Origin of the sequence: Streptomyces sp. NPDC059003 (assembly GCF_042740445.1) — a bacterium.
Classification (GTDB): Bacteria; Actinomycetota; Actinomycetes; order Streptomycetales; family Streptomycetaceae; genus Streptomyces.
In genome coordinates, this window is the sequence record NZ_JBHYJH010000081.1 from 19,452 (window position 1) to 43,391 (window position 23,940).

24 protein-coding genes are annotated in these 23,940 nt (G+C 73.6%); 11 read left to right on the plus strand and 13 right to left on the minus strand.

All coding sequences use genetic code 11. The annotated features are described in order from the left end of the window. Positions 1 to 110 precede the first annotated feature (110 nt). Both ACFWZ5_RS26080 and ACFWZ5_RS26085 read right to left on the minus strand, forming a co-directional pair. A complete protein-coding gene (locus ACFWZ5_RS26080) occupies positions 111 to 1,121 on the minus strand; it encodes an SCO0930 family lipoprotein (RefSeq protein ID WP_384794485.1) in 1,011 nt (336 codons plus the stop codon). 107 nt (positions 1,122 to 1,228) lie between these two features. Continuing rightward, positions 1,229 to 1,792 (minus strand): hypothetical protein, encoded by a 564-nt coding sequence (locus ACFWZ5_RS26085; protein WP_384891316.1) that lies wholly within the window; start codon positions 1,790 to 1,792, stop codon positions 1,229 to 1,231. 280 nt (positions 1,793 to 2,072) lie between these two features. Between ACFWZ5_RS26085 and ACFWZ5_RS26090 the strand changes: the two genes are divergently transcribed. Continuing rightward, positions 2,073 to 2,201, plus strand: coding sequence for a hypothetical protein (locus ACFWZ5_RS26090; RefSeq protein WP_384794487.1), 129 nt, complete (start codon positions 2,073 to 2,075; stop codon positions 2,199 to 2,201). 15 nt (positions 2,202 to 2,216) lie between these two features. After that, positions 2,217 to 2,981 (plus strand): hypothetical protein, encoded by a 765-nt coding sequence (locus ACFWZ5_RS26095; protein ID WP_384794488.1) that lies wholly within the window; start codon positions 2,217 to 2,219, stop codon positions 2,979 to 2,981. On the opposite strand, the gene ACFWZ5_RS26100 is transcribed toward ACFWZ5_RS26095, so the two are convergent. The 3 genes from ACFWZ5_RS26100 to ACFWZ5_RS26110 form a co-directional block, all read right to left on the minus strand. Beyond that, the gene (locus ACFWZ5_RS26100; RefSeq protein WP_384794490.1) at positions 2,978 to 3,286 is read right to left on the minus strand and encodes a PadR family transcriptional regulator; all 309 of its coding nucleotides are present in this window, start codon (positions 3,284 to 3,286) and stop codon (positions 2,978 to 2,980) included. The genes ACFWZ5_RS26095 and ACFWZ5_RS26100 overlap by 4 nt on opposite strands. A gap of 166 nt (positions 3,287 to 3,452) precedes the next feature. Next, positions 3,453 to 3,860 carry a RidA family protein gene (locus ACFWZ5_RS26105; protein WP_384794492.1) on the minus strand — a complete coding sequence of 136 codons (408 nt, stop codon included), beginning with the start codon at positions 3,858 to 3,860 and terminating at the stop codon, positions 3,453 to 3,455. A gap of 29 nt (positions 3,861 to 3,889) precedes the next feature. Next, entirely contained in the window at positions 3,890 to 4,942 is a 1,053-nt protein-coding gene (locus ACFWZ5_RS26110; RefSeq protein WP_384794494.1) for a DUF5937 family protein, read from the minus strand. A gap of 55 nt (positions 4,943 to 4,997) precedes the next feature. Between ACFWZ5_RS26110 and ACFWZ5_RS26115 the strand changes: the two genes are divergently transcribed. Next, positions 4,998 to 6,284 (plus strand): MFS transporter, encoded by a 1,287-nt coding sequence (locus ACFWZ5_RS26115; protein ID WP_384794496.1) that lies wholly within the window; start codon positions 4,998 to 5,000, stop codon positions 6,282 to 6,284. Between the two features lie 2 nt (positions 6,285 to 6,286). Here ACFWZ5_RS26115 and ACFWZ5_RS26120 read toward each other — a convergent pair whose 3' ends face one another. Genes ACFWZ5_RS26120 through ACFWZ5_RS26130 form a run of 3 tightly spaced genes read right to left on the minus strand, consistent with a single transcriptional unit; the run spans position 6,287 to position 8,458 of the window. After that, positions 6,287 to 7,531: an MFS transporter gene (locus tag ACFWZ5_RS26120; protein ID WP_384794498.1), complete on the minus strand. Its 1,245-nt coding sequence runs from the start codon at positions 7,529 to 7,531 to the stop codon at positions 6,287 to 6,289. 40 nt (positions 7,532 to 7,571) lie between these two features. Beyond that, positions 7,572 to 7,796 carry a hypothetical protein gene (locus ACFWZ5_RS26125; RefSeq protein WP_384794500.1) on the minus strand — a complete coding sequence of 75 codons (225 nt, stop codon included), beginning with the start codon at positions 7,794 to 7,796 and terminating at the stop codon, positions 7,572 to 7,574. Beyond that, a complete protein-coding gene (locus ACFWZ5_RS26130; protein WP_384794502.1) occupies positions 7,793 to 8,458 on the minus strand; it encodes an MFS transporter in 666 nt (221 codons plus the stop codon). Before ACFWZ5_RS26130 ends, ACFWZ5_RS26125 begins: the two co-directional genes overlap by 4 nt. A 49-nt stretch (positions 8,459 to 8,507) precedes the next feature. Between ACFWZ5_RS26130 and ACFWZ5_RS26135 the strand changes: the two genes are divergently transcribed. Continuing rightward, entirely contained in the window at positions 8,508 to 9,029 is a 522-nt protein-coding gene (locus ACFWZ5_RS26135) for a CGNR zinc finger domain-containing protein (protein WP_384794504.1), read from the plus strand. Between the two features lie 27 nt (positions 9,030 to 9,056). Here ACFWZ5_RS26135 and ACFWZ5_RS26140 read toward each other — a convergent pair whose 3' ends face one another. Then, positions 9,057 to 10,223, minus strand: coding sequence for a YdcF family protein (locus tag ACFWZ5_RS26140; RefSeq protein WP_384794506.1), 1,167 nt, complete (start codon positions 10,221 to 10,223; stop codon positions 9,057 to 9,059). 465 nt (positions 10,224 to 10,688) lie between these two features. Here ACFWZ5_RS26140 and ACFWZ5_RS26145 point away from each other — a divergent pair, with 465 nt between their 5' ends. Then, positions 10,689 to 12,209 (plus strand): alpha/beta hydrolase, encoded by a 1,521-nt coding sequence (locus ACFWZ5_RS26145; protein ID WP_384891319.1) that lies wholly within the window; start codon positions 10,689 to 10,691, stop codon positions 12,207 to 12,209. A gap of 245 nt (positions 12,210 to 12,454) precedes the next feature. Further along, entirely contained in the window at positions 12,455 to 12,976 is a 522-nt protein-coding gene (locus tag ACFWZ5_RS26150) for a hypothetical protein (protein ID WP_384794509.1), read from the plus strand. 125 nt (positions 12,977 to 13,101) lie between these two features. Here the strand turns inward: ACFWZ5_RS26150 and ACFWZ5_RS26155 are convergent, their stop codons facing one another. Next, positions 13,102 to 13,587, minus strand: coding sequence for a hypothetical protein (locus ACFWZ5_RS26155; RefSeq protein WP_384803760.1), 486 nt, complete (start codon positions 13,585 to 13,587; stop codon positions 13,102 to 13,104). Positions 13,588 to 14,031: 444 nt separating this feature from the next. On the opposite strand from ACFWZ5_RS26155, the gene ACFWZ5_RS26160 reads away from it, so the two are divergent. Further along, the gene (locus tag ACFWZ5_RS26160; protein ID WP_384803780.1) at positions 14,032 to 14,625 is read left to right on the plus strand and encodes a class F sortase; all 594 of its coding nucleotides are present in this window, start codon (positions 14,032 to 14,034) and stop codon (positions 14,623 to 14,625) included. Positions 14,626 to 14,634: 9 nt separating this feature from the next. Here ACFWZ5_RS26160 and ACFWZ5_RS26165 read toward each other — a convergent pair whose 3' ends face one another. Next, positions 14,635 to 15,483, minus strand: coding sequence for a polysaccharide deacetylase family protein (locus tag ACFWZ5_RS26165; RefSeq protein ID WP_384803763.1), 849 nt, complete (start codon positions 15,481 to 15,483; stop codon positions 14,635 to 14,637). 87 nt (positions 15,484 to 15,570) lie between these two features. Then, on the minus strand, positions 15,571 to 18,861 hold the full coding sequence (gene lysX, locus ACFWZ5_RS26170; RefSeq protein WP_384803766.1) for a bifunctional lysylphosphatidylglycerol synthetase/lysine--tRNA ligase LysX: 3,291 nt from the start codon (positions 18,859 to 18,861) through the stop codon (positions 15,571 to 15,573). Between the two features lie 164 nt (positions 18,862 to 19,025). On the opposite strand from lysX, the gene ACFWZ5_RS26175 reads away from it, so the two are divergent. Continuing rightward, positions 19,026 to 19,499, plus strand: a complete 474-nt coding sequence (locus ACFWZ5_RS26175) for a universal stress protein (RefSeq protein ID WP_384803769.1) — start codon at positions 19,026 to 19,028, stop codon at positions 19,497 to 19,499. A 91-nt stretch (positions 19,500 to 19,590) separates the two neighbouring features. Beyond that, positions 19,591 to 21,018 (plus strand): amino acid permease, encoded by a 1,428-nt coding sequence (locus tag ACFWZ5_RS26180; protein ID WP_384803772.1) that lies wholly within the window; start codon positions 19,591 to 19,593, stop codon positions 21,016 to 21,018. A gap of 8 nt (positions 21,019 to 21,026) precedes the next feature. On the opposite strand, the gene ACFWZ5_RS26185 is transcribed toward ACFWZ5_RS26180, so the two are convergent. Then, positions 21,027 to 22,280: a CapA family protein gene (locus ACFWZ5_RS26185; protein WP_384803775.1), complete on the minus strand. Its 1,254-nt coding sequence runs from the start codon at positions 22,278 to 22,280 to the stop codon at positions 21,027 to 21,029. 290 nt (positions 22,281 to 22,570) lie between these two features. Here ACFWZ5_RS26185 and ACFWZ5_RS26190 point away from each other — a divergent pair, with 290 nt between their 5' ends. Both ACFWZ5_RS26190 and ACFWZ5_RS26195 read left to right on the plus strand, forming a co-directional pair. Beyond that, complete coding sequence (locus ACFWZ5_RS26190; protein WP_384803784.1) at positions 22,571 to 23,086, plus strand: hypothetical protein; 516 nt, start codon at positions 22,571 to 22,573, stop codon at positions 23,084 to 23,086. A 119-nt stretch (positions 23,087 to 23,205) separates the two neighbouring features. After that, entirely contained in the window at positions 23,206 to 23,841 is a 636-nt protein-coding gene (locus ACFWZ5_RS26195) for an anti-sigma factor family protein (RefSeq protein ID WP_384803778.1), read from the plus strand. Positions 23,842 to 23,940: the final 99 nt, after the last annotated feature.

Genomic DNA, 23,940 nt, shown 5'->3' on the forward strand with positions numbered 1-23,940 from the left:
TTCTCGGTCACTGCCCTTGGCAAGTGCCGTGCTCAGCACAGAGAACCGGTCCATTCCCTCCGTTTGGTACGGAAAGAACGGACCGGTCGGCCGTGCGCGCGCCGGATGCCCTATTTCGCGGCACCCGCCGGCTTGCCGTTCGGGGCGGCGGCGAACCACGTGCCGCCCACGCCCTGCCCGTTGGTGTCGCCGGGCTTCTTGTCACCGGCGAAGGTGTACAGGGGCCAGCAGTCGATCGTCTGCTGCTTGAGCCCGTCGGGCCGGTTGAAGGTGACGAACCCCTTCTTCAGGATGCCCTTGGTGTCGTTCTTGGCGACGGGCTTCACGACCGGCCACTTCTCCAGGCAGGCGCCGGTGCAGGCGGACTTCATCGGCCAGGCGGAGTCCTTGGTGAAGCGGTAGACCGTCATGCCGTTCCCGTCGACGACGATCTCGCCCAGCTCGGGGTCGTTGCGGGTGGAGAGCCCGGCCAGGTCGGCGGGGCGCGCCGCGCCGCCGGTGTCCGCGCCCGCCCCGGCGCCGCCGGGCGTGGCCTTCTTGCCGTCGGGCGCCGCGGCGTACCAGGTGCCGCCCACGCCCTGCCCCTTGGCGTCGCCGGGCCGCGCGTCCTTGGCGTACCGGTACATCGGCCAGCCGTCGATGGTCAGCTGCTTGGTGCCGTCGGAGCGGGTGACCTCGCCGAGCAGCGACTTGTCGACGCCGGGCGCGGCCTTGGCGCCGTCGGCGGCCACCACCGGCCAGGCGGTCTCGCAGGCGCCGTCGCAGTTCGACTTGGGCGGCTGCGCGGTGTCCTTGTCGAACCGGTAGAGCGTGAAGCCCGCGCTGTCCGTGACGACCTTGCCGAGCTTCTTGCTGTCCCAGACGGCCAGCTGCCCGGCGGACTTCGCCTTGCCCGCGCTGCCCTCGGCGTCCCCGGAGTCGGAGCCGTACCCGTTGCCCGAGCCGTATCCGTCACCGGCGCCGTCCTTGGCGGGGGCCTCATTGCCGACGTTCTGCCCCTTCGGGGACTGCTCGCCCTTGTCCTGGCCGCACGCCGTCGTCAGCGCCAGCATGGCCGCAGCTGTCGCTACGAGCGAGGCGCTCCGCCAGGCCCGGGGGGAACCGCCTGTTACGTGCCGCATCTCTAACTCCCGCTGTCTGCTCGGCTGTTGCGACGTCCACTTGCGTCACACATGGCCCTAGGTACGGGTGCGACGGGCCGGTGCGTTCAACGCGACGGCAAGATTCTTTACGGCGCGCCGTCGGGCGGGCCCGCCGGGCGGGGCGCCGGACGGGACGCCGGGCGAGCGTGCAGGACGGGACGCCGGGCGGGCGGGCGTGCAGGACGGGACGCCGGGCGGGCGTGCAGAATGAGCGTGCCGTACGGCCCGGGTGGCGCGGACCGTCCGGGCGCGCCCGGACGAGCGGCGCTCGCGCCCGCCGGGTCGCGCGAACCCGCGTGCGTCCGCTCCCACCTTCGGACGATTGCGCTCCCGATCTCTCGCGCGCGGGTGGCGTACGCCTCCATGATCTGCGTCGTGCCCGCATCCTCCAGGGGTTGGTACGCCCCTGTCACACGCGCTTTCGCGCTCATCACACTGGCTCTGCTCGCGGCCGCCCCGACGGACTCGACCGCGGTCCCGGCCGACGCCTGCGCGTCCTTCTCCGCCGGGCGCGCGACGGCGACCGCGGACGGCGGCGACTGCTCGCCGTCCCCGACACCGCCCAAGCCGACACCGACGAAGCCGCCCGAGCCGACCGTGCCGCCGAAGCCCACCTGCACGCCGACACCCACACCCACACCCACACCCACGCCGACCCCCTCACCGACACCCACGCCGACCCCCACCCCCTCACCCACCATCACACCGCCCCCGGAACCGACCCCGCCCCCCAGGCCCACACCCACACCTCCACCCCCGCCCCCACCAGCACCGAAGCCCCCACCACCCCGGCCCACCCCGCCACCACGGGTCGCCCCCGTACCCCCTCCCCCGCCGTCCCTCACCCCGCCACCGCCCCCGCGCCCCGCGCCCGCCCCCACGCCGAAGCCCAAGCCCAAGCCCAAGCGGCCGACCGCGTCGGCCGCGCCCGTGGCCTACCCCGCGTACGACACGCCGCCGCGCAAGCGGCCGCCCCGCGGCGGGCCGTCCCTGGTCTCGCTCACCCTGCTCATCACCGCACCCGCGGTGTTCGCCGTCGCCGCGCTGCGACCGCGCTGACCGCCGGAGGAACCCTTGTCGGAATGGCTTGTTCTCGCCCTCGCGATGGCCGCCGCGTGCGGCGTCGTCCTGCTGATCACCGTGCTGTGGCACTGGCGAACCCCCGCAGACTATGACTCATCGGAAACTCCGGACGTCATGGAGTACATGACGATGATGATCGGCGTGGTGTACGCGATCGTCCTCGGGCTCGCCATCGCCGGGGTGTGGGAGGCCCGCAGCGCGGCCCAGGACCACGTGCGTGCCGAGGCCCAGGCCCTGCACGAGGTGTACGAACGGGTCCGGGTCTACCCCGACGACACGCGTAACCGCATCCGCGACGACGTAAGGGCGTATGTCGGCCATGTCGTGACCACCGAGTGGGACCACATGTCGGACAACGGCGAACTCACCGCCAAGGGCAACGCGTTGCTCGCCACCCTGCGCCACGACGTCACCGACTACGAACCGAAGACCGACTTCCAGGCCCAGCAGTACCAGCCCCTCGTCGACCAGGTCGCCCTCGCCGACGACGCGCGCGGCGCCCGCGGCGACAGCGCGGAGGCCACCATGCCCGGCGTCGTCTGGTTCGGCCTCATCACCGGCGGCCTGGTCACCGTCGGCCTCATCTTCGCCCTCCAGATCCGCCGCACCTGCCGCGAACTCATCCTGGCGGGCCTCTTCTCCGCACTGATCGCCTTCCTCCTCTTCCTCATCTGGGACTTCGACGCCCCCTACAGCCGGGGCATCGCGGCGACGGCGGAGCCGTTCAACGCGCTGTTCCCGGGGATCGGCGGCTAGCCGAGGACCCGGCGGGGCGCGCAGCGCCGTGGGTGGCGGGTCGTCAGGACGGGGGTGGCCAGGGCGCGGCCCGCGCCCGACAGTTCGTAGTAGCGCCGGGGCGGGCGGCCGGGGTGCGGGCCGGTCTCCGTGCGGCTCGTCAGCCAGCCCTGCGCGGCCAGCCGGTCGAGGATCGGGTAGACCGTGCCGGAGCCGAGCCCGGCCTCCTCGCAGATCCTCAGTCCCCAGGCGGGGTCGTCCGGCCGGGACTCCAGGAGCACCTTGAGGACCTTGAGCGTGGGGCGGGTCAATCGGATCCGTGCCATGCCGCAAGGGAAGCGGGCGCGTCGGACGCGTGTCGACCGCGACGCGTCAGCGTCACGAGCGCCAGCGAGCTCTCGAACGCCCGACCACGGCGCCCGGCCCGCCGACGGGTGACCCACGTCGAGTGATCTACGTCGAGTGATCTACGACGGGTGATCTACGGCGGATCTACGACGGCCGTACGGCCACCGCGTCCACCTCGAACAGCATCCCGGGCAGGGCGAGGGAGGCGACGCCGCTCAGCGTCTGGGCCGGGAGGCGGTCGCCGAAGCGGGCGGCCACCTCCTTGCCGACGGCCTCCAGCTTGGCGAGGTCGTGGTCGACGATGAAGGTGCCGAGCCGGACCACGTGCTCGTACCCGAGGCCGACGCCCTCCAGGGCCGACCGCAGCCGGTCGAAGGCCAGCTCCACCTGGGCGGCGAAGTCACCGGGCACGGGGGCGCCGGTGTCGTCGGACGCGTACTGGCCCGCGATGAAGACGAGTTCGCCGGGCGCCGACACGCTGTGGCTGTAGCCGAACGGCGTGGGGTCGTGCAGGGCCGGCGGGTTGGTGATGGTGCGCTGATCGTTCGTCATGCCTGGTCGAACCGCGCGTGCGGGCCGGTTCATTCCGTCGACGCACACGCATCTTCCACCGACGCGGGCCGATGTTCCGTCACCGCGGGCACGGTGGGGCCCGCCCCCGCCGCCTCCACCAGCGTCTGCCCCGCCCGCGTACGCGCGTACAGGACGTGGCGGCCCGCGCGGTGGGCGCTCGCCAGGCCCGCCGTGCGCAGGGCGGTGAGGTGCTGGGAGACGCCGCCGGGGGTGAGGCCGGTGCGGCGGGCGAGGTCGGTGGTCGAGGTGGGGACGGCCAGTTCGGCGAGGAGTCTCGCGCGTGAGCGGCCGACGACTCCGGCCAGCGCTTCGGGGACCGTCACCGGGCGGGACTGCCAGAGCGTGCCGACGCCGCGCGGCGGATAGCGCAGGGAGGGCTGCCAGGGCTCGTTGAGGATCGAGAACACCCGCGGCCACACGAAGGCGGACGGCACGAGCAGCAGACCCCGGCCGTCGAGCCGCCGGGAGCCGCGGGCGATGCGGTGCTCCAGGTGCAAGGTGCCCGCCGCCCAGGTGACCTGCGGGTCGAGGTCCGCGAACAGGTGCTGGGTGCCGCCCTCGACCAGTCGGCTCGCCCGGTAGCGGATGTCGCTCTCCAGGAGGGCGAGGACGCGCGACCAGTACGGGGCGAGGGCCAGCTCCCAGTACGCCTCGATCAGCTCCGCAAGGCGCCCGAGCTCCGTCGCCGGGTCGGCGCGCAGGGCCGCCATGCGCGCGGGCGGCACCTCGGCCGTGGTCCACAGCTGCGCCAGAGGCGTGGCCCGCAGGGTCGCGAGCTCCACGGCGAGCGAGGGCAGCGGCGTCGTGGGCGGCGGACACATGAACCCCGGGACCCAGCCCGCCCACGGCGACCGCGTCGGCAGGGGGACGAGGTCGAAGAGCGGCGCCAGGTCGACGTCCGCGGCGGCGAGGCGCGGGCGCACCTGGTCCACCCACGCGCGGTGCAGGCCCTGTTCGTCCGCGCCGCGCAGCACGCGCACGCTGGCCACGACCTCCCACAGCGGGGACAGGGCGAAGCGCGTACGGGCCACGTCCTCCGTGGTGAACTCGATCTCGATCATTCAGCTCAGGCTAAATCAGTAGGCCGGGCCCGTGCCGTCGCGCACCGTACCGCGCATGACCTCAAGACCCGGCTCCTCCCCTTGGCGGCTGCGCGACTTCCGGGCGCTCTTCGCGGCCGGCGCGCTCAGCCATCTCGGCTCCAACATCGGGTACGTGGCGATCCCGCTGCTCGCCGTCACCGTGCTCGACGCGAGCCCCGGCCAGGCGGGCGCCCTCGCCGCGCTGTCCACCGCGGCCTTCCTCCTGATCTCCCTGCCCGCGGGCGCCTGGGTGGACCGGCTGCCCGCGCGCCGGGTCCTCGTGGCCGCCGACGCCGCCCGCGCCGTGCTGTTCGCCTCGGTCCCGGTGGCGTGGTGGCTGGACGCGCTGTCGCTGCCGCAGTTGTACGCGGTGGTCCTCCTGAACGGCTGCGCCACCGTGTTCTTCGACGTCGGCTCGCAGAGCGCCCTGCCGGACCTGGTGGGCCGGGACCGCCTGATCCCGGCGAACACCGCGATCGTGAGCCTGATGGCGGGCGCCAACATCGCCGGGCGCGGCGCGGGTGGCTTCCTGGTCCAACTGGCCACCGCTCCCCTGGCGATCGCGGGCGGCGCGGTCGCCTACCTCGCCTCCGCGCTCGGCCTCACCGGCGTCGGCCGACGGCGGGCGCCCGCCGCGGCACCGGCTGCCCGCGGACGCCTGCGGGCGGAGGTCGCGGAGGGGTTGCGGCATGTCTTCGGCAGCCGTGAGCTGCGCGCGCTCGCGCTCACCGCCACGTTCGCCAACCTGGGCGCGCAGCTGGTGAACTCGATGCTGCCGGTGCTCTTCGCCCGCGAACTCGGCCTGTCCGCCGGGGTGCTCGGCCTGTACTGGGCGGCGGGCGGCCTCGGCCTGCTGCTCGGCGCGGCCTGCGCGCGGCGCCTCGCGGCCCGCGTCGGCCACGGCCGTGCCCTGGCGCACGCCGGCCTGTGGTGCGCCCCGGCCGGGCTCGCCGTGGCCCTGGTCGGGGACGGGCCGTGGCTGTGGGTGGCGGGCGCGGGCTGGCTCGTCGCCATGGCCAAGACGGGGATCGACAACGTCCTGGGCGTCACCCTGCGCCAGCAGTTGACGCCCGATCCGCTCCTCGGCCGCATGAACGCCACTTTCCGGTTCCTGTTGAGCGGCGCGCTCACCATCGGCTCGGTGCTCGGCGGCGTCATCGGCGAGACGGCGGGCGTCCGCGCGGCGGTGTGGACGGGCGCGGTGTGCCTGGCGTGCGCGTTCGTGCCGGTCTTCTGCTCTCCTGTGCGGGCGCTGCGGGACCTTCCGGCCGCCGCCGCGACGGCCCGGTCGGCGGCGGCAACGCCCCGCTCACACACATGAGTTCAGGCGACCGTCGCCTTCCCCACGACGCCCTCGACCGCGCGCGGCGTCCGCCACGTACCCTGCTTTTGCTGAGCCCAGCGGACGGCGAGGGGCGCCGCCAGGCCCGTCAGGGCGAACAGCGCTCCCACGACGTACCAGCCGGGGCGGCCCCAGGTGACGCAGAGCGAGATCAGCAGGCCGGGGCCGACGGCTTCGGCCAGGCCCGCGCCGAGGCCGAACACGCCCAGGTACTGGCCGGTGGCGTGGTCGGGGGCGAGGGCGAAGGACACCTCGAAGCCCGCGGCGGAGTGCCACAGTTCACCGACCGTGTGGATGACCACCGCGCCCATGAGGAGCGTCACCGCCGCCCAGGCCGGCAGGCCCGCCGACAGCGAGATCAGCGCGCAGGAGAGCAGGAAGGCCACGCCGGAGCGGCGGTAGGCGCGGCCGCCCGCCGCGGGGGAATCGACGCTGCGGCTGGCGCGTACCTGGAGCGCGATGACGAGGACCGTGTTGACGACGAGGGTGCCCGAGACGAGCCAGCGCGGCGCGGTGGTGGCCGCCACCAGCCAGAGCGGGATGGCCAGGGTGAGGACCTTGAACTGGATGGCCATGATGCCGTCGAGGGCGGTGAGCAGGAGGTAGGGCCGGTCACGCAGGGCGAGCCAGCGCGGGCCCCGGGCGGCGGGCGCGGGGGCGACCGGTGGCAGCAGGACCAGGATCGCCGCGGCCGCCGCGAAGGCGAACGCGTTGCCGACGACGAGGAGTTGGTACGCGGTGAGCGTGTCGACCTGGACGGCCCACCCGGCGAGCAGGGCGCCGAGGGAGATGCCGACGTTGGTCACGGCACGGAGGTAGGCGCGGAACCGCTGGGGCCGGTCTCCTCCGTAGTGCCGGATGAGCGGGCTGCGCGCGGCGAGGCCCGCCGCCTTGGCGCCGGTGGCCGTGCCGACGGCGAGGACGAACGGCCAGAAGCTGTCCGCCAGGACGAACGCGGCCGTGGCCAGGGCCTGGACGACGAGCGTGGCCGCGTACACCCCGCGTGCTCCGCGTCTGTCCGCGAGGTGGCCGACGGCGATGCCGACGGCCAGCGAGACGACACCGGCGATGCCGAGTCCGAGTCCCACCTGGCTCGCGGGAAGGTGCACCGCCTGGGTGAAGTACAGGACCCCGGCGGTGAGGTAGAGGCCGCTGCCCACGGTGTAGACGAAGTTCGACGCGGCGATGACGCGCTGCGGTCCGGGGTCCGGCAGCAGGTGAGGCATGGCGTGGCTCCGTATCTGGGGCGGTTCGGCGAGGCGGGGGTCAGGGAGTCCGGGCAGCCGGAGTTCCAGCGGTACGGGGCGGGCGCTCCGTGCGCACCGAGACCGCGAGGGCGACCGTGGTCAGCGCGGCCAGAAGCGCCCAGGCCGGGGTGAAGCTGTCGGTGAACCCGAGCCAGACGAACAGGCAGCAGGCCGCCACCGGGGAGCGCCCCGCGGGCGTGATCAGCGCCACCGTCCCCGCGATCACGGCGACCATGCAGGTCATGACGGTGGCGTAGCGCCCGCAGCCGCGGTCGCTCCAGGCCGCGAGGCAGATACGGCCAACGACTCCGGCCCCTTGCGCCCCGACGAGGACGAGGGCGGCGGTTCGCGGAGCATGCGGAGCCGGGCGCCGGGCTGTGACGTGAGCGGTACGCGTGAAGGGCCGGGCGACGGACCTGCGGACGGCACGCCGTCCCGGGAAGCGGTGGGCGGCCGCCGGTAGCCGCCCATGAAGACGACGGCTCCGAGCAGCGCGACGAGTCCCCCGGCCACCGGGGTCGACCGCCAGCCGAACGCCCCGGCGAGGACGGGCAGTACGGCCGAGGCGAGCGCGGCCCCGAGGGGCAGGCCCGCCTGGCGGATGCCCATCGCGAGGCCCCGCTGGGACGCGCCGAACCAGGACGCCACCGACTTGCTCCCGCCGGGCTGCACGGTGCCGTAGCCCGCGCCGACGACGAGCAGGACGAGGAGCAGGGACCCGTATCCCGGCGCGGCGCAGCCCAGGAGCAGGGCGAGGGCGACGACGCAGGCGCCGGTCCCGACGACCCACCGCTCGCCGTAGCGGTCGAGCAGTTCCCCGGCCACGAGCAGCCCGGCCAGCGGCACCAGCTGGGCCGCCGAGAGCAGCAGCCCCAACTGGGCGGCGCTCACCGGCCGCCCGTCCATGGCCCGAAGTCACGGTGCTTCATGCCGACCAACCTGCTGTAATAGGCTTATGCAGCTCAACCCTTACGGCATGGACGCGGTGAATCTGGCCGCCGACCTGGCCAACCGGCCCCCGGCGAGCGCCGATGAGCTCGCGGACCGCTGCCGCGCCGCGGGGCTCACCCTGGAAGGCCCGGTCACACCGGAGGACCTGGACCGCGCGCGGGCCGCCGTCCAGGCGTGGGAGAAGGTCGTCGACGCCACCGACGAGCACGAACGCGCCGGTCTGCTCAACGGCATGCTGGCGGCGAGCTCCGCCTACCCCCGCCTCACCGACCACGCGGGGGACGGCTGGCATCTGCACTTCCGCGACGACCGGCAGCCGCTCGGCTCCCTGCTGTTCGCGCTCATCTCCGTCGGCACCGCGCTCCATCTGGTGGGGCGCGGCATGCACCGGCTCAGGCGCTGCGCCGTGACCGAGTGCACCGCGATCTTCGCCGACACGTCCCGCACGGGGCGGCAGCGCTACTGCTGCCACCGCTGCGCCAACCGCGACGCGGTACGCCGCCACCGCGCGCGGACCGCGTCGTGAGGCGGGCGCCCCGCGCGTGACGTATGACTACCTGGCGTACCGCGCGAAGTCGTCCCGCTCGAAGAAGCCCGCGGCACGGGCGGCGCTGACGTACGTGTAGCGGCGCTCGCCGGCCTGGGCCGACGCGGCGGTGGGCGGCCCGCCTGCGGCGGCGTCGGTCGTGAGGGGCCAGTGGTAGCGGGCCGCCAGGGCCTTGAGGGTCGTCACGGCCCGCGGCAGGTGCTGCGCGGTGGCGACGGCGAGGACGTGGTGCAGGTCGTGGCTCTGGAACGCGGCGACCATGCCCATCGCGTTGCCCACGGTGTCGCGGGCCCGGTCGTCCGTGATGATCCGCCCGGCGGCCACGCCCTGCCGGACCAGCCAGTCGCGCATCACGTCGGCTTCGGCATGCTCGGTGCGCACGGCGGCGCCGCTCACCACGAGCCACGCGTCGGGGAAGCGGTCCGCCATCTCCTTGGCCTTCGTCAGGCGCGCGAGGAGGCCGGGGGTCGGCGTGCCGTCGGGGTGCGGGGACTCGCCGAACACCGCGATCGCGTCGGGGCGGGCGGTGGACGCCGGGGCCGCGCCGTAGGCCGCGTACTGGCTCGCGTCGGTGGTGCGGATGAAGCGGCGCAGGTCGCGGGCCGCGGCCGCCGACTGCTTGGTGAGCGCGGCCATGCGGCACTGGGCGTCGTCGCGGTTGCCGAGCGACCAGCGGATCAGGGTCGTGACCGCGAGGGCGTGGAGGTCGCCGGGCCGGCGGCGCAGGACCTGGTCGAGCTGGCCGAGGGCCTCGCCGTACGCGCTGTTCACGAGGTAGGCGTCGGCCTGGAGGCGGTACACGTCGAGGTCGTCGGGGGTTGCCCTGCGCTGGGCGTCGAGGGACGTGTACAGCTGGGTCCACTGCCAGCGGCGGTACGCGACCACGTCGTCGGCGAGGTTGGTGTGCCGCGCGTAGGAGCGGGCGTAGTGCGGGCGCATGTCGTCCATGGCCGCGCCGCGGCCGTCGGGCCTCGGGGCGGGCACGGGGAGCGGCGGGGACAGCGCGATCCCGCACTCGGCCGCACTCCGGAGCGGGGGTGCGGTGGCGTGCGGGGCTGCGGCGGGCGCGGCCGCGTGCCCCGTGGGGGCCGTGCCGGTGAGCAGGGAGACGGCCGCGAGGCCGGACGCGGCGACCGTACGGAAGCGGGCGCGCGGGAGCGGGGTCGGGGGCATGCGCAGTCCTTCGCGGGGCGGCGGGCGGATCCGGGCGCCGATCGGGCGGATCGGCTGCGGATCGGCGGCGATCGGGCGGATCGGACGCTGATGGTGCGAACCGCGTCCGCCCGCGTCCCGTCACGGCCGCCGCCGCAAGAGCCTCCGGATAGCGGTGCCCCGTGCGGCCCCCGCCGGGCAGGAGCGGCCCGGCCGAACGGGAGCCGTCCCGCCGAACGGAGGGCGATCCCGGCGAGAGGGGTAGGCCGGGCCGGGATCGCCCGTTCGGGAGGCATGGACGAAGATCCCGCCCGGCCGCGCGCGGGCCACCGGCGCAGGGGAAGTACCGGTGGCCCCGCCGCACGGATGCCCCCGCCGTCCCCCGTCCCACTCATCCGTACGGCATATGCGTCATGAAACCCTCATCGGCCACCGTCTGGGGAGTGTGTGCGCCGGGTCAGTCTGTGCGCTGCGAGCACACGGTGTGTGACCCGGACGGCCCCGCCCCGCGCGCCCCGGCCCCGCCCCGCGCTGCGGCCCGCTCCCGACCAGCGCAGTCTGGTCCTGACCGCGGTCACGGACCGCGGACACCGGCAGAACACCGGCACCCCGGCAGGGCACCGGGAGAACCGCCAGGACCGACAGAACCGGGAGAACCGGGAGACCGGGAGAAGAAGGAGGACGCGCGTGGAGCGGGTGGCGACGGCCGCGGGGCCGCTGGACTGGTCGCTGGTCGACGGGGCGGTGCCGGTGACGCTGCGGGTGCTCGGCGCGCTCGGTCTCGCGCTGCTGCTCCTCTCCCGCGACCGCCGCTGGTGGACGCTGCTCCTGCCGTGCGCGCTCGTCCTCTCCGGGCTGCTCGCGTTCCTGGTCCCGGTGGTCGTCGACGACTGGTGGCAGCCGTTCCCCGACAAGCTGCCGACGGACGTCGTGGTGTGGCTCGGCGTCGCGATCCTCGGCGTCTGCCTCGCCCTGTTCCGCCTGCCCACGCTGCGCTGGCGCGGCCGGGCGGGGGCGCTGGTCGCGGGCGCGCTCGTCGCGGTGCTCGGCCTGAACGAGGTCAACATCCACTACGACAACTATCCGACCCTGCGCACCATGCTCGGCCCCGAGGACACGGTCGGCCTCAAGGAGGCGGCCGGAAGGAAGGAGCCGCTGCTCCGGGTGGAGCGGGGCCAGGCGGTGTCCGAGGTGTGGAAGGCGCCGGCGGACCTGCCCGCCGAGGGCACCGTGTCCAAGGCGTCCATCCCGGGCACGAAGTCGCACTTCGACGCCCGGGACGCGTACGTCTATCTGCCGCCCGCCTACCAGGCCTCGCCCCGGCCGCCGCTGCCCGTCCTCGTCCTGATGGCCGGTCAGCCCGGCTCCCCCGCGGACTGGATCACCTCCGGGCAGCTGCCGGACCTGCTCGACGCCTTCGCCGCCGAGCACGCGGGGCTCGCGCCCGTCGTCCTGGTCGTGGACCCGCTGGGCGGCTCCTTCGACAACCCGCTGTGCATGGACTCCAGGCTCGGCAACGTCCAGACGTACCTCGCCGAGGACGTCCCGGACTGGGCCGCGGCCCACCTCCAGACCGCCACCGGCCGAGCGCACTGGGCGATCTCCGGCCTGTCCAACGGCGGCACCTGCTCCCTTCAGATGGCGGTGAACGCCCCCGACCGGTACGGCTCCTTCGTCGACATCTCCGGGCAGGACGAGCCGACGCTCGGCAGCCGCAAGAAGACCGTCGACGCGGCCTTCGGCGGGAACGAGGCGGCCTTCGCGAAGGTCAACCCGCTGGACGTGATGGCCCGCGAGTCGTTCCCCGACACCGCGGGGGTCTTCGTCGCCGGGACCGACGACTCGACGTACCGGCCGCAGGCGCTCACGGCGTACGCCGCGGCGAAGAAGGCCCGGATGAAGGCCGAGCTGATGCAGCTCCCCGGCGGCCACAGCTGGCAGGTGTGGCGCCCCGGCCTGCAGAAGAACCTCCCGTGGCTGGCCTCCCACACCGGCCTCACCCCCTGACGCGGCAGCGTCCCGGCCCGCCGTCGAGGCCCGCACCTGCCGCCTGACGCCCTGCCACATCCCCCCGCCCGCACCGCCGCACCACACCGCCGCGTTCCCCTGTCCGGCCCACAGGAATGCCCCGTTCGCTCGACAGGGATCGCGGTGCCCCCGCCCCGTACCTAGCGTTCACGGCATCGAGGTGCATATCAGGCGATAGCGGAAGAAGGTCCGCAGCTGCTCCTCGGGGACCCGGAGGAATCATCATGCGCGCGATACGCGTCGCCTCGGCCGCTCTGCTCACCGCCACCGCCCTGACCCTCACGGCCCCCACGGCGTCCGCCGCGGTGACGGGCGACGAGAACATCACGTCGTTCGGCTTCCGGGTCACCCCGTCCACGATCGCCGCGGGCGGGCAGGTCACGCTGAGCGTCGACGGCTGCGACAACACCACCAAGGTGACGTCCGGCGTCTTCGACGACGTGACCATCCCCAAGGGCCAGTCGTCGGCCACGGCCCACGTCTTCTGGGACGCCAAGCCGGGCGCGATGTACGAGGTGACGTTCACCTGCGGCCAGGAGTCGGGCACGACGGACCTCACCATCGCCGGCGGGGGCTCCAGCACCCACCCCACCCCGCACCACACCAGGGGTGTGAAGGCGGGCGTCGGCGGCAGTGCCGGCGGGTTCGACGCCCATCAGATCGCGGTGGGCGGAGCCCTCATCGCGGGTGTGCTCGGCACGGCGTACTACTGGACCCGGCGCCGCACCGGCGAGGGCGGGTCCTGACGCCTGACGCCTGACGCCTGACATCTGACGTCGGATGTCAGATGTCAGATGTCTGACAACGCAAGGCCGGCCCGGCGCGGAAGGGGACGCGCCGGGCCGGTCGGCCAGAGGGTGACCCGCGTGCGTCAGGCCTTGTTCTCCGCCCTGCGGCGCATCCAGAACACGCCGCCGCCGACCACGGCGGCCGCCACGAGCGCCCCGCCGATCGCCATGTCGGTGCTGGTCGCGCCGGACGTGGAGCTGCCGCCGAGGCCGCCGCGGACGCCGCCGTGGATGACCGTGAACGCGGACGGCCGGGTGAGCGGCTTGCCGTTGCAGGTGGCGGTGATGTCGTAGGCGCCCGGGTGGGCGCTGTGGTGGACGGTGACCGTCGCGCTGGACGTGCTGCCGCCGGGGATGGGGTTGAGGTTCGTCTTCGGGAAGGCGGGCGACTCCACGGTGCCGGGGGCCTCGCAGCTGTCGACGGTGACCGTCAGCTGGCCGCCCCGCGCGATCACGCTGGGCATGGCGACGATGTTGCTGGGACCCGCCCAGGCGGCGGCCGTCGGCGCGGCGAGCCCGACGACGGCGCCTGCGGCGACGAGGGCCGCGAGTGCACGGGAATTTCGCATGGTTCTCCTCCGCGGGAGACACCCCGAGGACTCTCATTCCCCGGTCGATCGGCGAGAGCGCCTCCCAGAAAGACCCTCAGATGCCGTGTGGGAAGGCGCATTTCGGGGATCGTCCGTCCTGGTGAGCCAACACGCCGACGCGTGTCCGCGCGGGCGGATATCACCGCAGGTCACGGACCGTCAGAAATTTCCTGTGGGCAGCGACTCGGATGGCGCAGGCCCCGTGGTGCCGCCACCCGTTCGCGCCCGCCCTTTCGCACGCCGCGCGCGCTGCACTTAGCGTTTTGCTACGCGCCACGGACGCGGCCGGAATGCCGCCTTGAAAGGGGACAGGGAATGTCGTCGCCCCAGCCGTTCGAGCAGCCTTCCGGAGAATGCGGGGAATTCGACGCGTTCGACGCGTTCGATGAGGAGCGGCCGCGCAAGCGCGCGCCCTGGGGCGTGATGGCCCTGGTGCTGCTCACCGGGCTCGCGCTGATCCGCAACGGCTCCGGGGAGTTCGACGTGGGCCCGCCGCAGCCCGCGTCGGCGGCCGCCGCGGACCGCGCGCCCGCCGCCGCACAGCGCGCCCCGACCCCCCTGACGTTCTCGCCCGCCGACCGCGTCCGCATCAAGGGGATCCGCGTGGACGCCCCCGTGATGGCGGTCGGCCTCGACCCGGAGGGCTGGGTGGACGCGCCGCCGCCGGACGACCCGAATCTGGCGGGCTGGTTCACGGGCGCCGTGTCGCCGGGCGAGAAGGGCACGGCCGTCGTCGTCGGCCACGTGGACAACCAGCGGGGGCCCGCCGTCTTCTACGGCCTGGGCTCGCTGAAGAAGGGCGACCGCGTGGAGGTCCTGCGCCAGGACCGGCGCACCGCCGTCTTCGAGATCTACGGCATCGAGGTCTTCGCGAAGAACGACTTCCCCGGCCAGCGCGTGTACGGCAACAGCGGCGTCCCCGAGCTGCGGGTCATCACGTGCGGCGGCGGCTTCTCCAAGCAGCGCGGGTACGACGGCAACGTGGTGGTGTTCGCCCGCCTGGTCGACGTGCGCTGACGCGGCGGCTCACACCCGGTAGCGGCTCGGCACCGTGAAGCGGTACCCGGCGTCCAGGAGCTCCGGCAGATAGCCGCTCAGGGCGTGCACGCTCTGGGTGCGGTCGCCGCCCGCGTCGTGCGAGAGGACGACCACGCCGGGGCCCGCGCCGTCCAGGACGCGCCGCACGATGGTGTCGGTGCCGGGCTCGCGCCAGTCCAGGGTGTCGACGGTCCAGGCGAGCGGCTCCATGCCGAGGTGGGCGCCCAGCTCGAAGGCGGCCCGGTTCCAGGCGCCGTAGGGCGCGCGGAACCACAGGGGCGGGGTGCCGACGGTGTCCTCGACGACCTCGCAGGTGCGCTCCATCTGGTCGCGGATCGCGGACCGCGTGAGGGCGGGAAGCAGCGGATGGCTCCAGGTGTGGTTGCCGATGACGTGCCCGTCGTCGGCCATCTCGCGCAGCAGGTCCCGGTTGTCCGCGGCCATCTCGCCGCACACGAAGAACATCGCGCGGGTGTCGTACCGCCGCAGGGTGCGCAGGATGGCCGGGGTGTAGCGCGGGTCGGGCCCGTCGTCGAAGGTGAGGACCATGGAGCGGGTGCGGCCCGGCAGGCGCAGGATCGGCGCGCGGCGGACCGCGGGGCGGGCGGGCGCGGCGCGCGGGGGCCCGTATCCGGCCATGGGCTGGAGCCGGTACGCGGAGGGCTTGCGGGCGCGGGCGGCGGCCGGGGGGCCGCCGGCGGGCGCTCCGGTGGCGGCGGGGCGGACCGGGGCGCCGGCGCGCTCGGTGCCCACGCAGCCGGTGACCGCGGCGAGACCGACGACGGCGGCACCGCGCAGCAGAGCACGCCGCACCAAAGGCAGGTGATCGTCTTTCATGACTAATGCCTCGCATGGCCGAAGGCCCGCGTGGCTCAGCAACACTGGCGCGCCGCCCGAATGCACCCGATCAGCCCTCTGGGGGCGTCAACGGCGACGGACCAGGGGGAACGGCAGCGTCTCGCGGATGGTGAGGCCGGTGAGGAACATGACGAGGCGGTCGACGCCGATGCCGAGGCCGCCGGTGGGCGGCATCGCGTACTCCAGGGCGTCGAGGAAGTCCTCGTCGAGCTCCATCGCCTCGGGGTCGCCCCCCGCGGCCAGCAGGGACTGGGCGGTGAGGCGGCGGCGCTGCTCGACGGGGTCGGTCAACTCGCTGTAGGCGGTGCCGAGTTCGGTGCCGAAGGCGACGAGGTCCCAGCGTTCGGCGAGGCGTGGGTCGGCGCGGTGCTGGCGGGTGAGCGGGGAGACGTCGGTCGGGAAGTCCTTGTAGAAGGTGGGCAGCTGGGTCTTCTCCTCGACGAGCCGCTCGTACATCTCGAGGACGATGTCGCCGCGGCCGTCGTCGGCGGTGTACGGGACGTGCGCGCGGTCGCACAGCAGGTGCAGGCGCGCCAGCGGCGTGTCGGCGTCGACCTCGACGTCGAGGGCCTCGGAGATCGCCCCGTACACCGTCTTGACCGACCAGGGCCCGGAGATGTCGTGCTCGATGCCGTCCTTGCGGGCGACGGGCGCCCCGAACGCGGCGGTGGCGGCGCCCTGGATCAGCTCGCGGGTGAGGTCGAGCATGACGTCGTAGTCGGCGAAGGCCTGGTAGGCCTCCAGCATCGTGAACTCGGGGTTGTGCTTGTAGGAGACGCCTTCGTTGCGGAAGGTGCGGCCCATTTCGAAGACCTTCTCCAGGCCGCCGACGCACAGCCGCTTGAGGTACAGCTCGGGCGCGATGCGCAGATACAGGTCGAGGTCGTAGGCGTTGATGTGGGTGGTGAAGGGCCGGGCGTTGGCGCCGCCGTGGATCTGCTGGAGCATCGGGGTCTCGACCTCCAGGTAGCCGCGGTCGAGCAGGCCCTGGCGCAGGGCCTGGACGGCGGCGGAGCGGGCGCGGACGACGTCGCGGGCGTCGGGGCTCGCGACCAGGTCGAGATAGCGGCGGCGGACCTTGGCCTCGGGGTCGGCGAGGCCGCGGCGCTTGTCGGGCAGCGGGCGCAGGCACTTGCCGGTGAGCTGCCAGGCGGTGCCGAAGACGGTGAGCTGACCCTTGTCGGTGCGGCCGACCTCGCCGGTGGCGGTGACGTGGTCGCCGATGTCGGTGCCGGAGGTGAAGGCGCCCGGGACGTCGGCGCCCGAGCGGTCGCGGGTGAGGGTGAGCTGGAGGTCGCCGGACCAGTCGCGCAGGACGGCGAAGACGACGCCGCCGAAGTCGCGTACGAGCATGACGCGGCCCGCGACCGTGACCTGAGTGCCCGTCATGTCGGGCTTGACGTCGGCCAGTTGGTGGGTGCGTCGGGGGATGCCGACCGGGTAGGGGTCGATGCCGTCGGCGCGCAGGCGGTCCAGTTTGCGGTGGCGGATGCGGATCTGCTCGGGCAGCGCGTCGAGCGGGTCGCGGGCGGTGGTGTCCGCGTCGCCGAGGCCGAGCGCGGCGATGGAGGGCAGGCCTTCGGTGGTGGCGGGCTTGGTGACGTCCCGCGGCTTGTGGCCCTTGCCCCACAGCTTGCGCAGCGACGGCACGGAGACGAAGCCCTCGGCGATGCCGGACGCGAGGCTGATGCGGGCGAGGGAGCCGGTGTCGGCGTAGCAGATGAACCGCGGGTACCACTCGGGGTGGTACTTGGCGTTGGAGCGGTAGAGCGCCTCCAGCTGCCACCACTTGGAGAAGAAGAGCAGCAGCTTGCGCCAGAGCCGCAGGACCGGGCCCGCGCCGATGCGGGCGCCCTCCTCGAAGACGGACCGGAAGACGGCGAAGTTCAGCGAGACGCGGCGCACCCCGGACTTCGGGGCGACGGCGCACAGCTCGGCGACCATGAACTCCATGACGCCGTTGGGCGCGCTGCGGTCGCGGCGCATCAGGTCCAGGGAGATGCCGTCCCTGCCCCAGGGCACGAACGACAGGAGGGCGAGGAGCCGGCCGTCGGTGTCCAGGGCCTCGACGAGCAGGCAGTCGCCGTCCTCCGGATCGCCGAGCCGGTCCAGGGCCATGGAGAAGCCGCGCTCGGTCTCGGTGTCCCGCCAGGCGTCCGCCTTGTCGATGATCTCCTCCATCTCCTCGTCGGTGAGGGTGGAGTGGCGGCGGACCCGGGCGGTGGCGCCGGTGCGGCGGACCCGGTTCACGGCCTGGCGCGTGACGCGCATGTCCCGGCCGTCCAGGTCGAAGTCCGGCACGTGCAGGATGGCCTCGTCGCCGAGCTGGAGCGCGCCGAGCCCGGCGCGGGCGAACGCCGTCGCGCCGTCCTCGGACGCGCCCATGACGGCGGGCGCCCAGGCGTAGCGCCGGGCCACGTCGAGCCAGGCCGCGATGGCGTGCGGCCAGGCCTCGCGGTCGCCGACCGGGTCGCCGCTCGCCAGGCAGACGCCCGCCTCGACGCGGTAGGTCACGGCCGCCTTGCCGCTGGGCGAGAAGACGACGGCCTTGTCGCGCCGGGTGGCGAAGTAGCCGAGCGAGTCCTGGTCTCCGTAAGCCCCGAGGAGGGCGCGGATGCGGGGCTCCTCGTCGCCGTGCAGGGCCGCTTCCATGCGCTGGGAGCGGAACAGGGTCGCGGCGGCGTTCAGCAGGGCGAGGGCGCCGAACAGGCCGAGGAAGAAGTACAGCGGGCGCGGCGGTGAGCCGTCGAAGTAGTCGTGGCCGTGGATGAGCCCGCCGCACACCCGGTTGGCCGCCCACAGCAGGCGTTCGCCGCGCGGCAGCGTGCCGGGGAACAGCTCGACGAGCCCCCAGCCGAGCAGGATCGCGAGGGCGAGGCCCGCCGCGAGCACGGCGACGGCCCGCCACAGGGCGCCGCGGCGCGAGTCGGCGGAGAACTCGCCGCGGGCCAGGACCAGCAGGAGCAGGGCCACGCCGCAGACGACGAAGGACGGCAGGGACTCGCCCCAGTAGCCGAGGGCGAGGCCGAGCACGTCGAAGGCGAGGAGCAGGCCCAGGTAGACGACGACGAGCCACCAGGCGACCTTCTTGCGGGCCGCGGTGGCCGCGGCGAGCAGGAACAGGAAGACGGCGTAGGCGAGGTTCGGGCTGACCGGCACGGTCAGCTGGTCGAGGAAGCGGATCACGGGCCGCAGCAGGCGCCGCAGCGGTGCGATCACGGCGAGGACCGCGCAGAAGAGCCCGAGGGTGCCGAAGAACGCGGCGAACACCTCGGGGATCCGGCCGAGGCCGGTCACGCGGAGGCCGCCCCGGCGTGCGCGGTCCGCCGCGCCCGGGTCCTGCACGCTGGCACTCATGGTCACGACTGTAAGAACAGGCGGGGCGCGCCGCCCGTCGAGCGGCGGCGCGCGGGGCCCGGTACGGCCCAGTACGGCTGGCCCTGTACGGCTCTGTACGGCTCTGTACGGCCCCTGCGAGGCCGCCGGGCCGTGGAACCAGGTCCTCCGATAGCCTCGGAACCGTGACCGAAGAGCCCGCTCAGCAGCCGTCCCAGCAGTTCGAACGGGGCACCGACGGCCCCAAGGTGATCGTCGTCGGAGTCGACGGCTCGGATTCCTCGCTCCGCGCTGCGGCATATGCCGCCGGCCTGGCCCGGCGGCAGCGGGCGCTGCTCGCCCTCGTCTACGTCCAGCCGGTCCTCGCGGCGGGTGCCGCGCTCGGGGCGCCGGTCGCGGAGACCACCGACGAGATCGCCGAGGGCCTGATCGCCGAGATCCGGGACGCGACGGAGCGGGTGAAGGACATCTTCGACGTGCGCTGGGAGTTCCACACCTTCCGCGGCGACCCCTACAACGGCCTGGTCACCGCCGCCGACGAGCTCACGGCGGACGCCGTGGTGGTGGGCGCGTCCGAGCAGGCGGGCCACCGCATCATCGGCTCCGTGGCGGTGCGTCTGGTCAAGGCGGGCCGCTGGCCCGTCACGGTCGTGCCGTAACACAGGTGGCGCGTGGCTCCTTCCGCGCCCCCGCCGCCTGGGCCATCATGATCCGCCAGCAGCCGACCGCCGCCAGCGAAGGGTGAGGCCCATGGCCGGACTACGGATGGGGCAGGGCGTCCTGCGCCGCAAGCCCATCGAGCACATCGAGGAGACCGAGGCGGGCGGCGAGGGCACCCGGCTCACCCGCTCACTCGGCCTCTGGCAGCTCACCGCGATCGGCGTCGGCGGGATCATCGGCGCCGGGATCTTCACGCTCGCGGGCACCGTCGCCAACGAGAAGGCGGGACCCGCCGTCCTGATCTCGTTCCTGATCGCGGGCGTCGCGAGCGCCGCGGCGGCGTTCTCGTACGCCGAGTTCGCGGGCCTGATCCCGAAGGCGGGCTCGGCCTACACCTACGGCTACGCGGTGCTCGGGGAGCTCGCGGGCTGGTTCATCGGCTGGGACCTGCTCCTGGAGTACACGGCGATCGTGGCGGTGGTCGCGATCGGCATCTCCGGCTACTTCAACTTCCTCCTCAACGAGATGGGCGCGGAGCTGCCCACCTGGATGCTGGGCGCGCCGGGCACCGGCGACGGCCACAAGGTCGACCTGTTCGCCGCGGTCCTGTGCCTGTTCATCGCGTACATGCTGACCCTCGGCATCAAGAACGCGGCGCGCTTCGAGATGGTCGTCGTCGTCCTGAAGGTCCTCGTCGTCCTCCTCGTCATCGGCGTCGGCTTCTTCCACGTCGAGACGGGCAACTACGAGCCGTTCTTCCCGTTCGGGGTCAGCGGCGCCTTCACGGGCGCGGCCACGGTGTTCTTCGCGGTGTTCGGGTACGACGCCATGTCCACCGCGGCCGAGGAGTCCAAGGACGCCCAGCGCCACATGCCGAAGGCGATCCTGTACTCGCTGGCCATCTCGATGGTCCTGTACGTGCTCGCCTGCCTGGTCCTGACGGGCATGCAGGACTACAAGGACATCGACCCGGAGAGCGGCTTCTCCTCGGCGTTCAAGGCGGTGGGGCTCAGCGGGCTCGCGGACGTCATCGCGGTCGGCGCGATCATCGGCATCCTCACGGTGATGTTCACGTTCATGCTGGGCTGCACGCGCGTGTGGTTCTCGATGAGCCGCGACGGCCTGCTGCCGAAGTGGTTCGCGAAGACGCATCCGACGCGGCACGTGCCGACGCGCGTGACCTGGATCGTCGGTGTCGCGTCGGCCGCGATCGCCGGGTTCCTGCCGATCGGCGAGGCGGCCGAGCTCACCAACATCGGCATCCTGCTCGCCTTCGTCGTGGTGTGCGTCGCGGTGATCGTGCTCCGCTACAAGCGCCCCGACCTGCCGCGCACGTTCCGCTGCCCCGGCATGCCGGTGGTGCCCGCGCTCGGCGTCGTCTTCTCGATCTGGCTCATCACGTTCCTGGAGTGGCAGACCTGGGTCCGCTTCGCCGTGTGGTTCGTGGTGGGCCTCGGCGTGTACTTCGCGTACTCGTACCGGAAGTCGGAGCTGGCGAAGGTGCCGGGGCCCGAGTAGGACGACGGCTACTCCCCCATCACCAGGCCGTCCTTCGCGGCGCCCCGGCTGAGGACGACGCGGCGGATGCGGTCGCGTACGTCCCGTACGTCGGCGCCGCGGCCGAGTGCCGCGTTGAGGTTGACGACGCGGCCCGCGTCCGTGTCGAACCAGTGCGGGACGAACTCGGCCTTCGTCACCTCCCAGCGGCCGCCGGGCTTTTCCGGCGACGTGAAGGTGAAGCGGCCGACGGTGCCCTGGTTGCCGCGCGGGTCGTGGGCGCCGGAGTGATTGATCATGTCACCGGCGATCTGGTCGCCCATGCCGTAGATGATCCAGGTGCCGTTGACCTTCTCGTACGCCTGCGGGACGTGGGCGTGAGTGCCGAGGATGAGGTCGACGTCGGGGCGCCCGTTGGTGCGCGATGCGGTCAACTGGCGCCCCAGGGTGCGCTGTTGGCGGTCCGGGGCGTCCTGCCACTCGGTGCCCCAGTGCAGCGAGACCACCACCACGTCGGCGCCCGCCTTCCGGGCGGCCCGCGCGTCGGCGAGGATGCGCCCGCGGTCGATGAGGTTCACCGACCAGGGCTTGCCCTTCGGCAGCGGGATGTCGTTGGTGCCGTACGTGTACGCGAGCTGGGCGACCTTCGCGCCGTTCGCGCGCAGCCACGCGGGCGAGCGGCCCTCGACGGCGGTGCGCCCCGAACCGGCGTGCCGGACACCGGCCTTGTCGAGCGCGGCGAGGGTGCGGGAGATCCCGTCCGCGCCGTCGTCGAGGGTGTGGTTGGAGGCCGTCGAGCAGGCGTCGTAGCCGGTCGCCCTGAGCGCGCGGGCCACGTGCGGGGGCGACTTGAACGTGGGGTAGCCGGTGTAGTCGCCGTTCGCGCCGTACACGGTCTCCATGTGACAGATCGCCAGGTCCGCCTTGGCGACCACGGGCCGGGCGCCCGCCAGCATCGGGCCGAAGTCGTAGCCGTCGCCGCCCGCGTCCGCCTGGGCCTTGCGGATGATCGAGGCGTGCGGCAGGACGTCGCCGGACGCGGCGAGCGTGAAGGTGCGGGCGGCGCCCTTGCTGCCGCCGGCGGCGGACAGGGCGGGCGCCGGATGCCTGGACGCCTGGCCCCGCTCCGGCTTCTTCTCCTCCCTCTGGACCTCCCGTCCGGGGGGCTGCTGCGCGGCGCAGGCCGTGGTGGCCCCGGCGAGGGCGGCCGCGAGGAGGATCAGGGCCTGCCGCGTACGGCGGGTGGGCCTCGTGGGACGGGTGGGCCGGGTGCGCTGAGTCATCGTCCAGACTTTCCCTATAGGGAGAAAATACGTAAATCGATCCACATATGGACGGAAGGGCGAGTCAAGCAGCAATGCCGTACACGTCGCCCGAACAGACCAAAACTCAGCGTGATGTGACCCGAAAAACACAGGCCCGCCGACCTGCGCCGAAACCGGCACGCGGGTCAAGGCTCGGTAAAGCGCCTTGCTCAGCACCCCCGTTGGGTAATCGGCTGTCCTCATCCGTGTTCCGGGTGGGGGGCCAGAATCCGGTGACGGGTCCACGGAGCAGAGGAAGGCGGAGCGTGATGCTGTACGAGAGCACGGACGGCACCGGTGGCCCCGGAGGCGACGAACTGACGGTGCCGATGGCGTGGTTGTACGCCGAGTACATCGCGGACGAGTTGCTGCGCACCGGCGATCTGATGCCGCCCACGTCCTTCGAGTACCGGGCGGGGCGCGACGCGCTCGCGCTGACGATCTTCCTGTCGGACACGCGCGGCGAGCTGTCGGGCATCCGCGTGGTGTCCCAGCTGGAGACGTGGCTGTCCCTGACGGCCCATGACAGGGCGTGGCAGGACTGGGTCCACGAGCGCATGGACGGCCGCACCGCGGACGCGATGGCCGCGCGCGGCCCCGCGCCCGACCTGGTCCTCGCCGAGGCGGCCTGGCGCTGGCTCCAGGAGACCGAGCTCCTGGCGCCGGACCTCGACGCGGTGCCCGGCGGGGGGCCGGGGCCCGGCGAGGACGACGTGCCGAAGGTGTGGACACCGGCGTGGCAACTGGGGCTTCCGCTGGGGCACCTGGCCATCCAGCTGTTCTGAGGTCCCGTTTGGCGGCGCGGGGACGCGGCCGTGGCCGCCCTGCCGGGTGGCCGATTGAGTGATTCGGTGGCCGATTGCGTACGGGAGGGCACGGAGCACCCCCACCGACAAGGAACGCCATGAGGTCCCTGGAGCGGCATCGTGACGCCGGAGCCTACGCGCTCGGCGTCCTCGACGACGCGGACGCCTTCCGCTTCGAGGACCACCTCATGGACTGCGCTCGGTGCCGGGCCCGCCTCGACGAACTCGACCTGCCCGTACGCCTTCTCCGGTCGTACGGGCCCGCGCCGGCCCCCCTCACGGCGCCGGACCCCCGGCTGCTCGACCGCCTCGTCGACGTGGCCGGGCGGGCGCGACGGGTCCGGCGCAGGCGGTGGGTCGGCGCCGTCGTGGCGGGGGTCGTTCTCGCCGTCGCCGGGCCGACGGCGGCCGTCCTGACCTCGGGCGGGCCCGAGCGGGTCGCTGCGAGCGGCGTGCGCGGTGAGGTGTCGGCCGTCCTCACCGCGCGGGGGCGGTCCTGGGGCACCGAGGTCGGCCTGCGCGTGCGGGATCTGGCGGGGCCCCGCACGTGCCGGCTCGTCGCTGTCGGGGTCGACGGCTCCGAGGAGACCGTGACGACGTGGCGGGCGGTGGGGCGGGTGGTGAACACGGTCGGCAGCACGGGGCTCCGTCCGGAGGGGGTGGCGCGCTACGAAATCCGCACCCTCGACGGCGCCCGCCTCCTCACCCTCCCCCCACCCCACCGACCGGGGTAACCCCGGCACAGGGGACCGGGGTTGCCCCTCCCCCTGCGCACAGCCCCCGCCGCTACCGCGGCGGCGACTTCCCGCCCGCCCACCCAGTACCTACCGCCC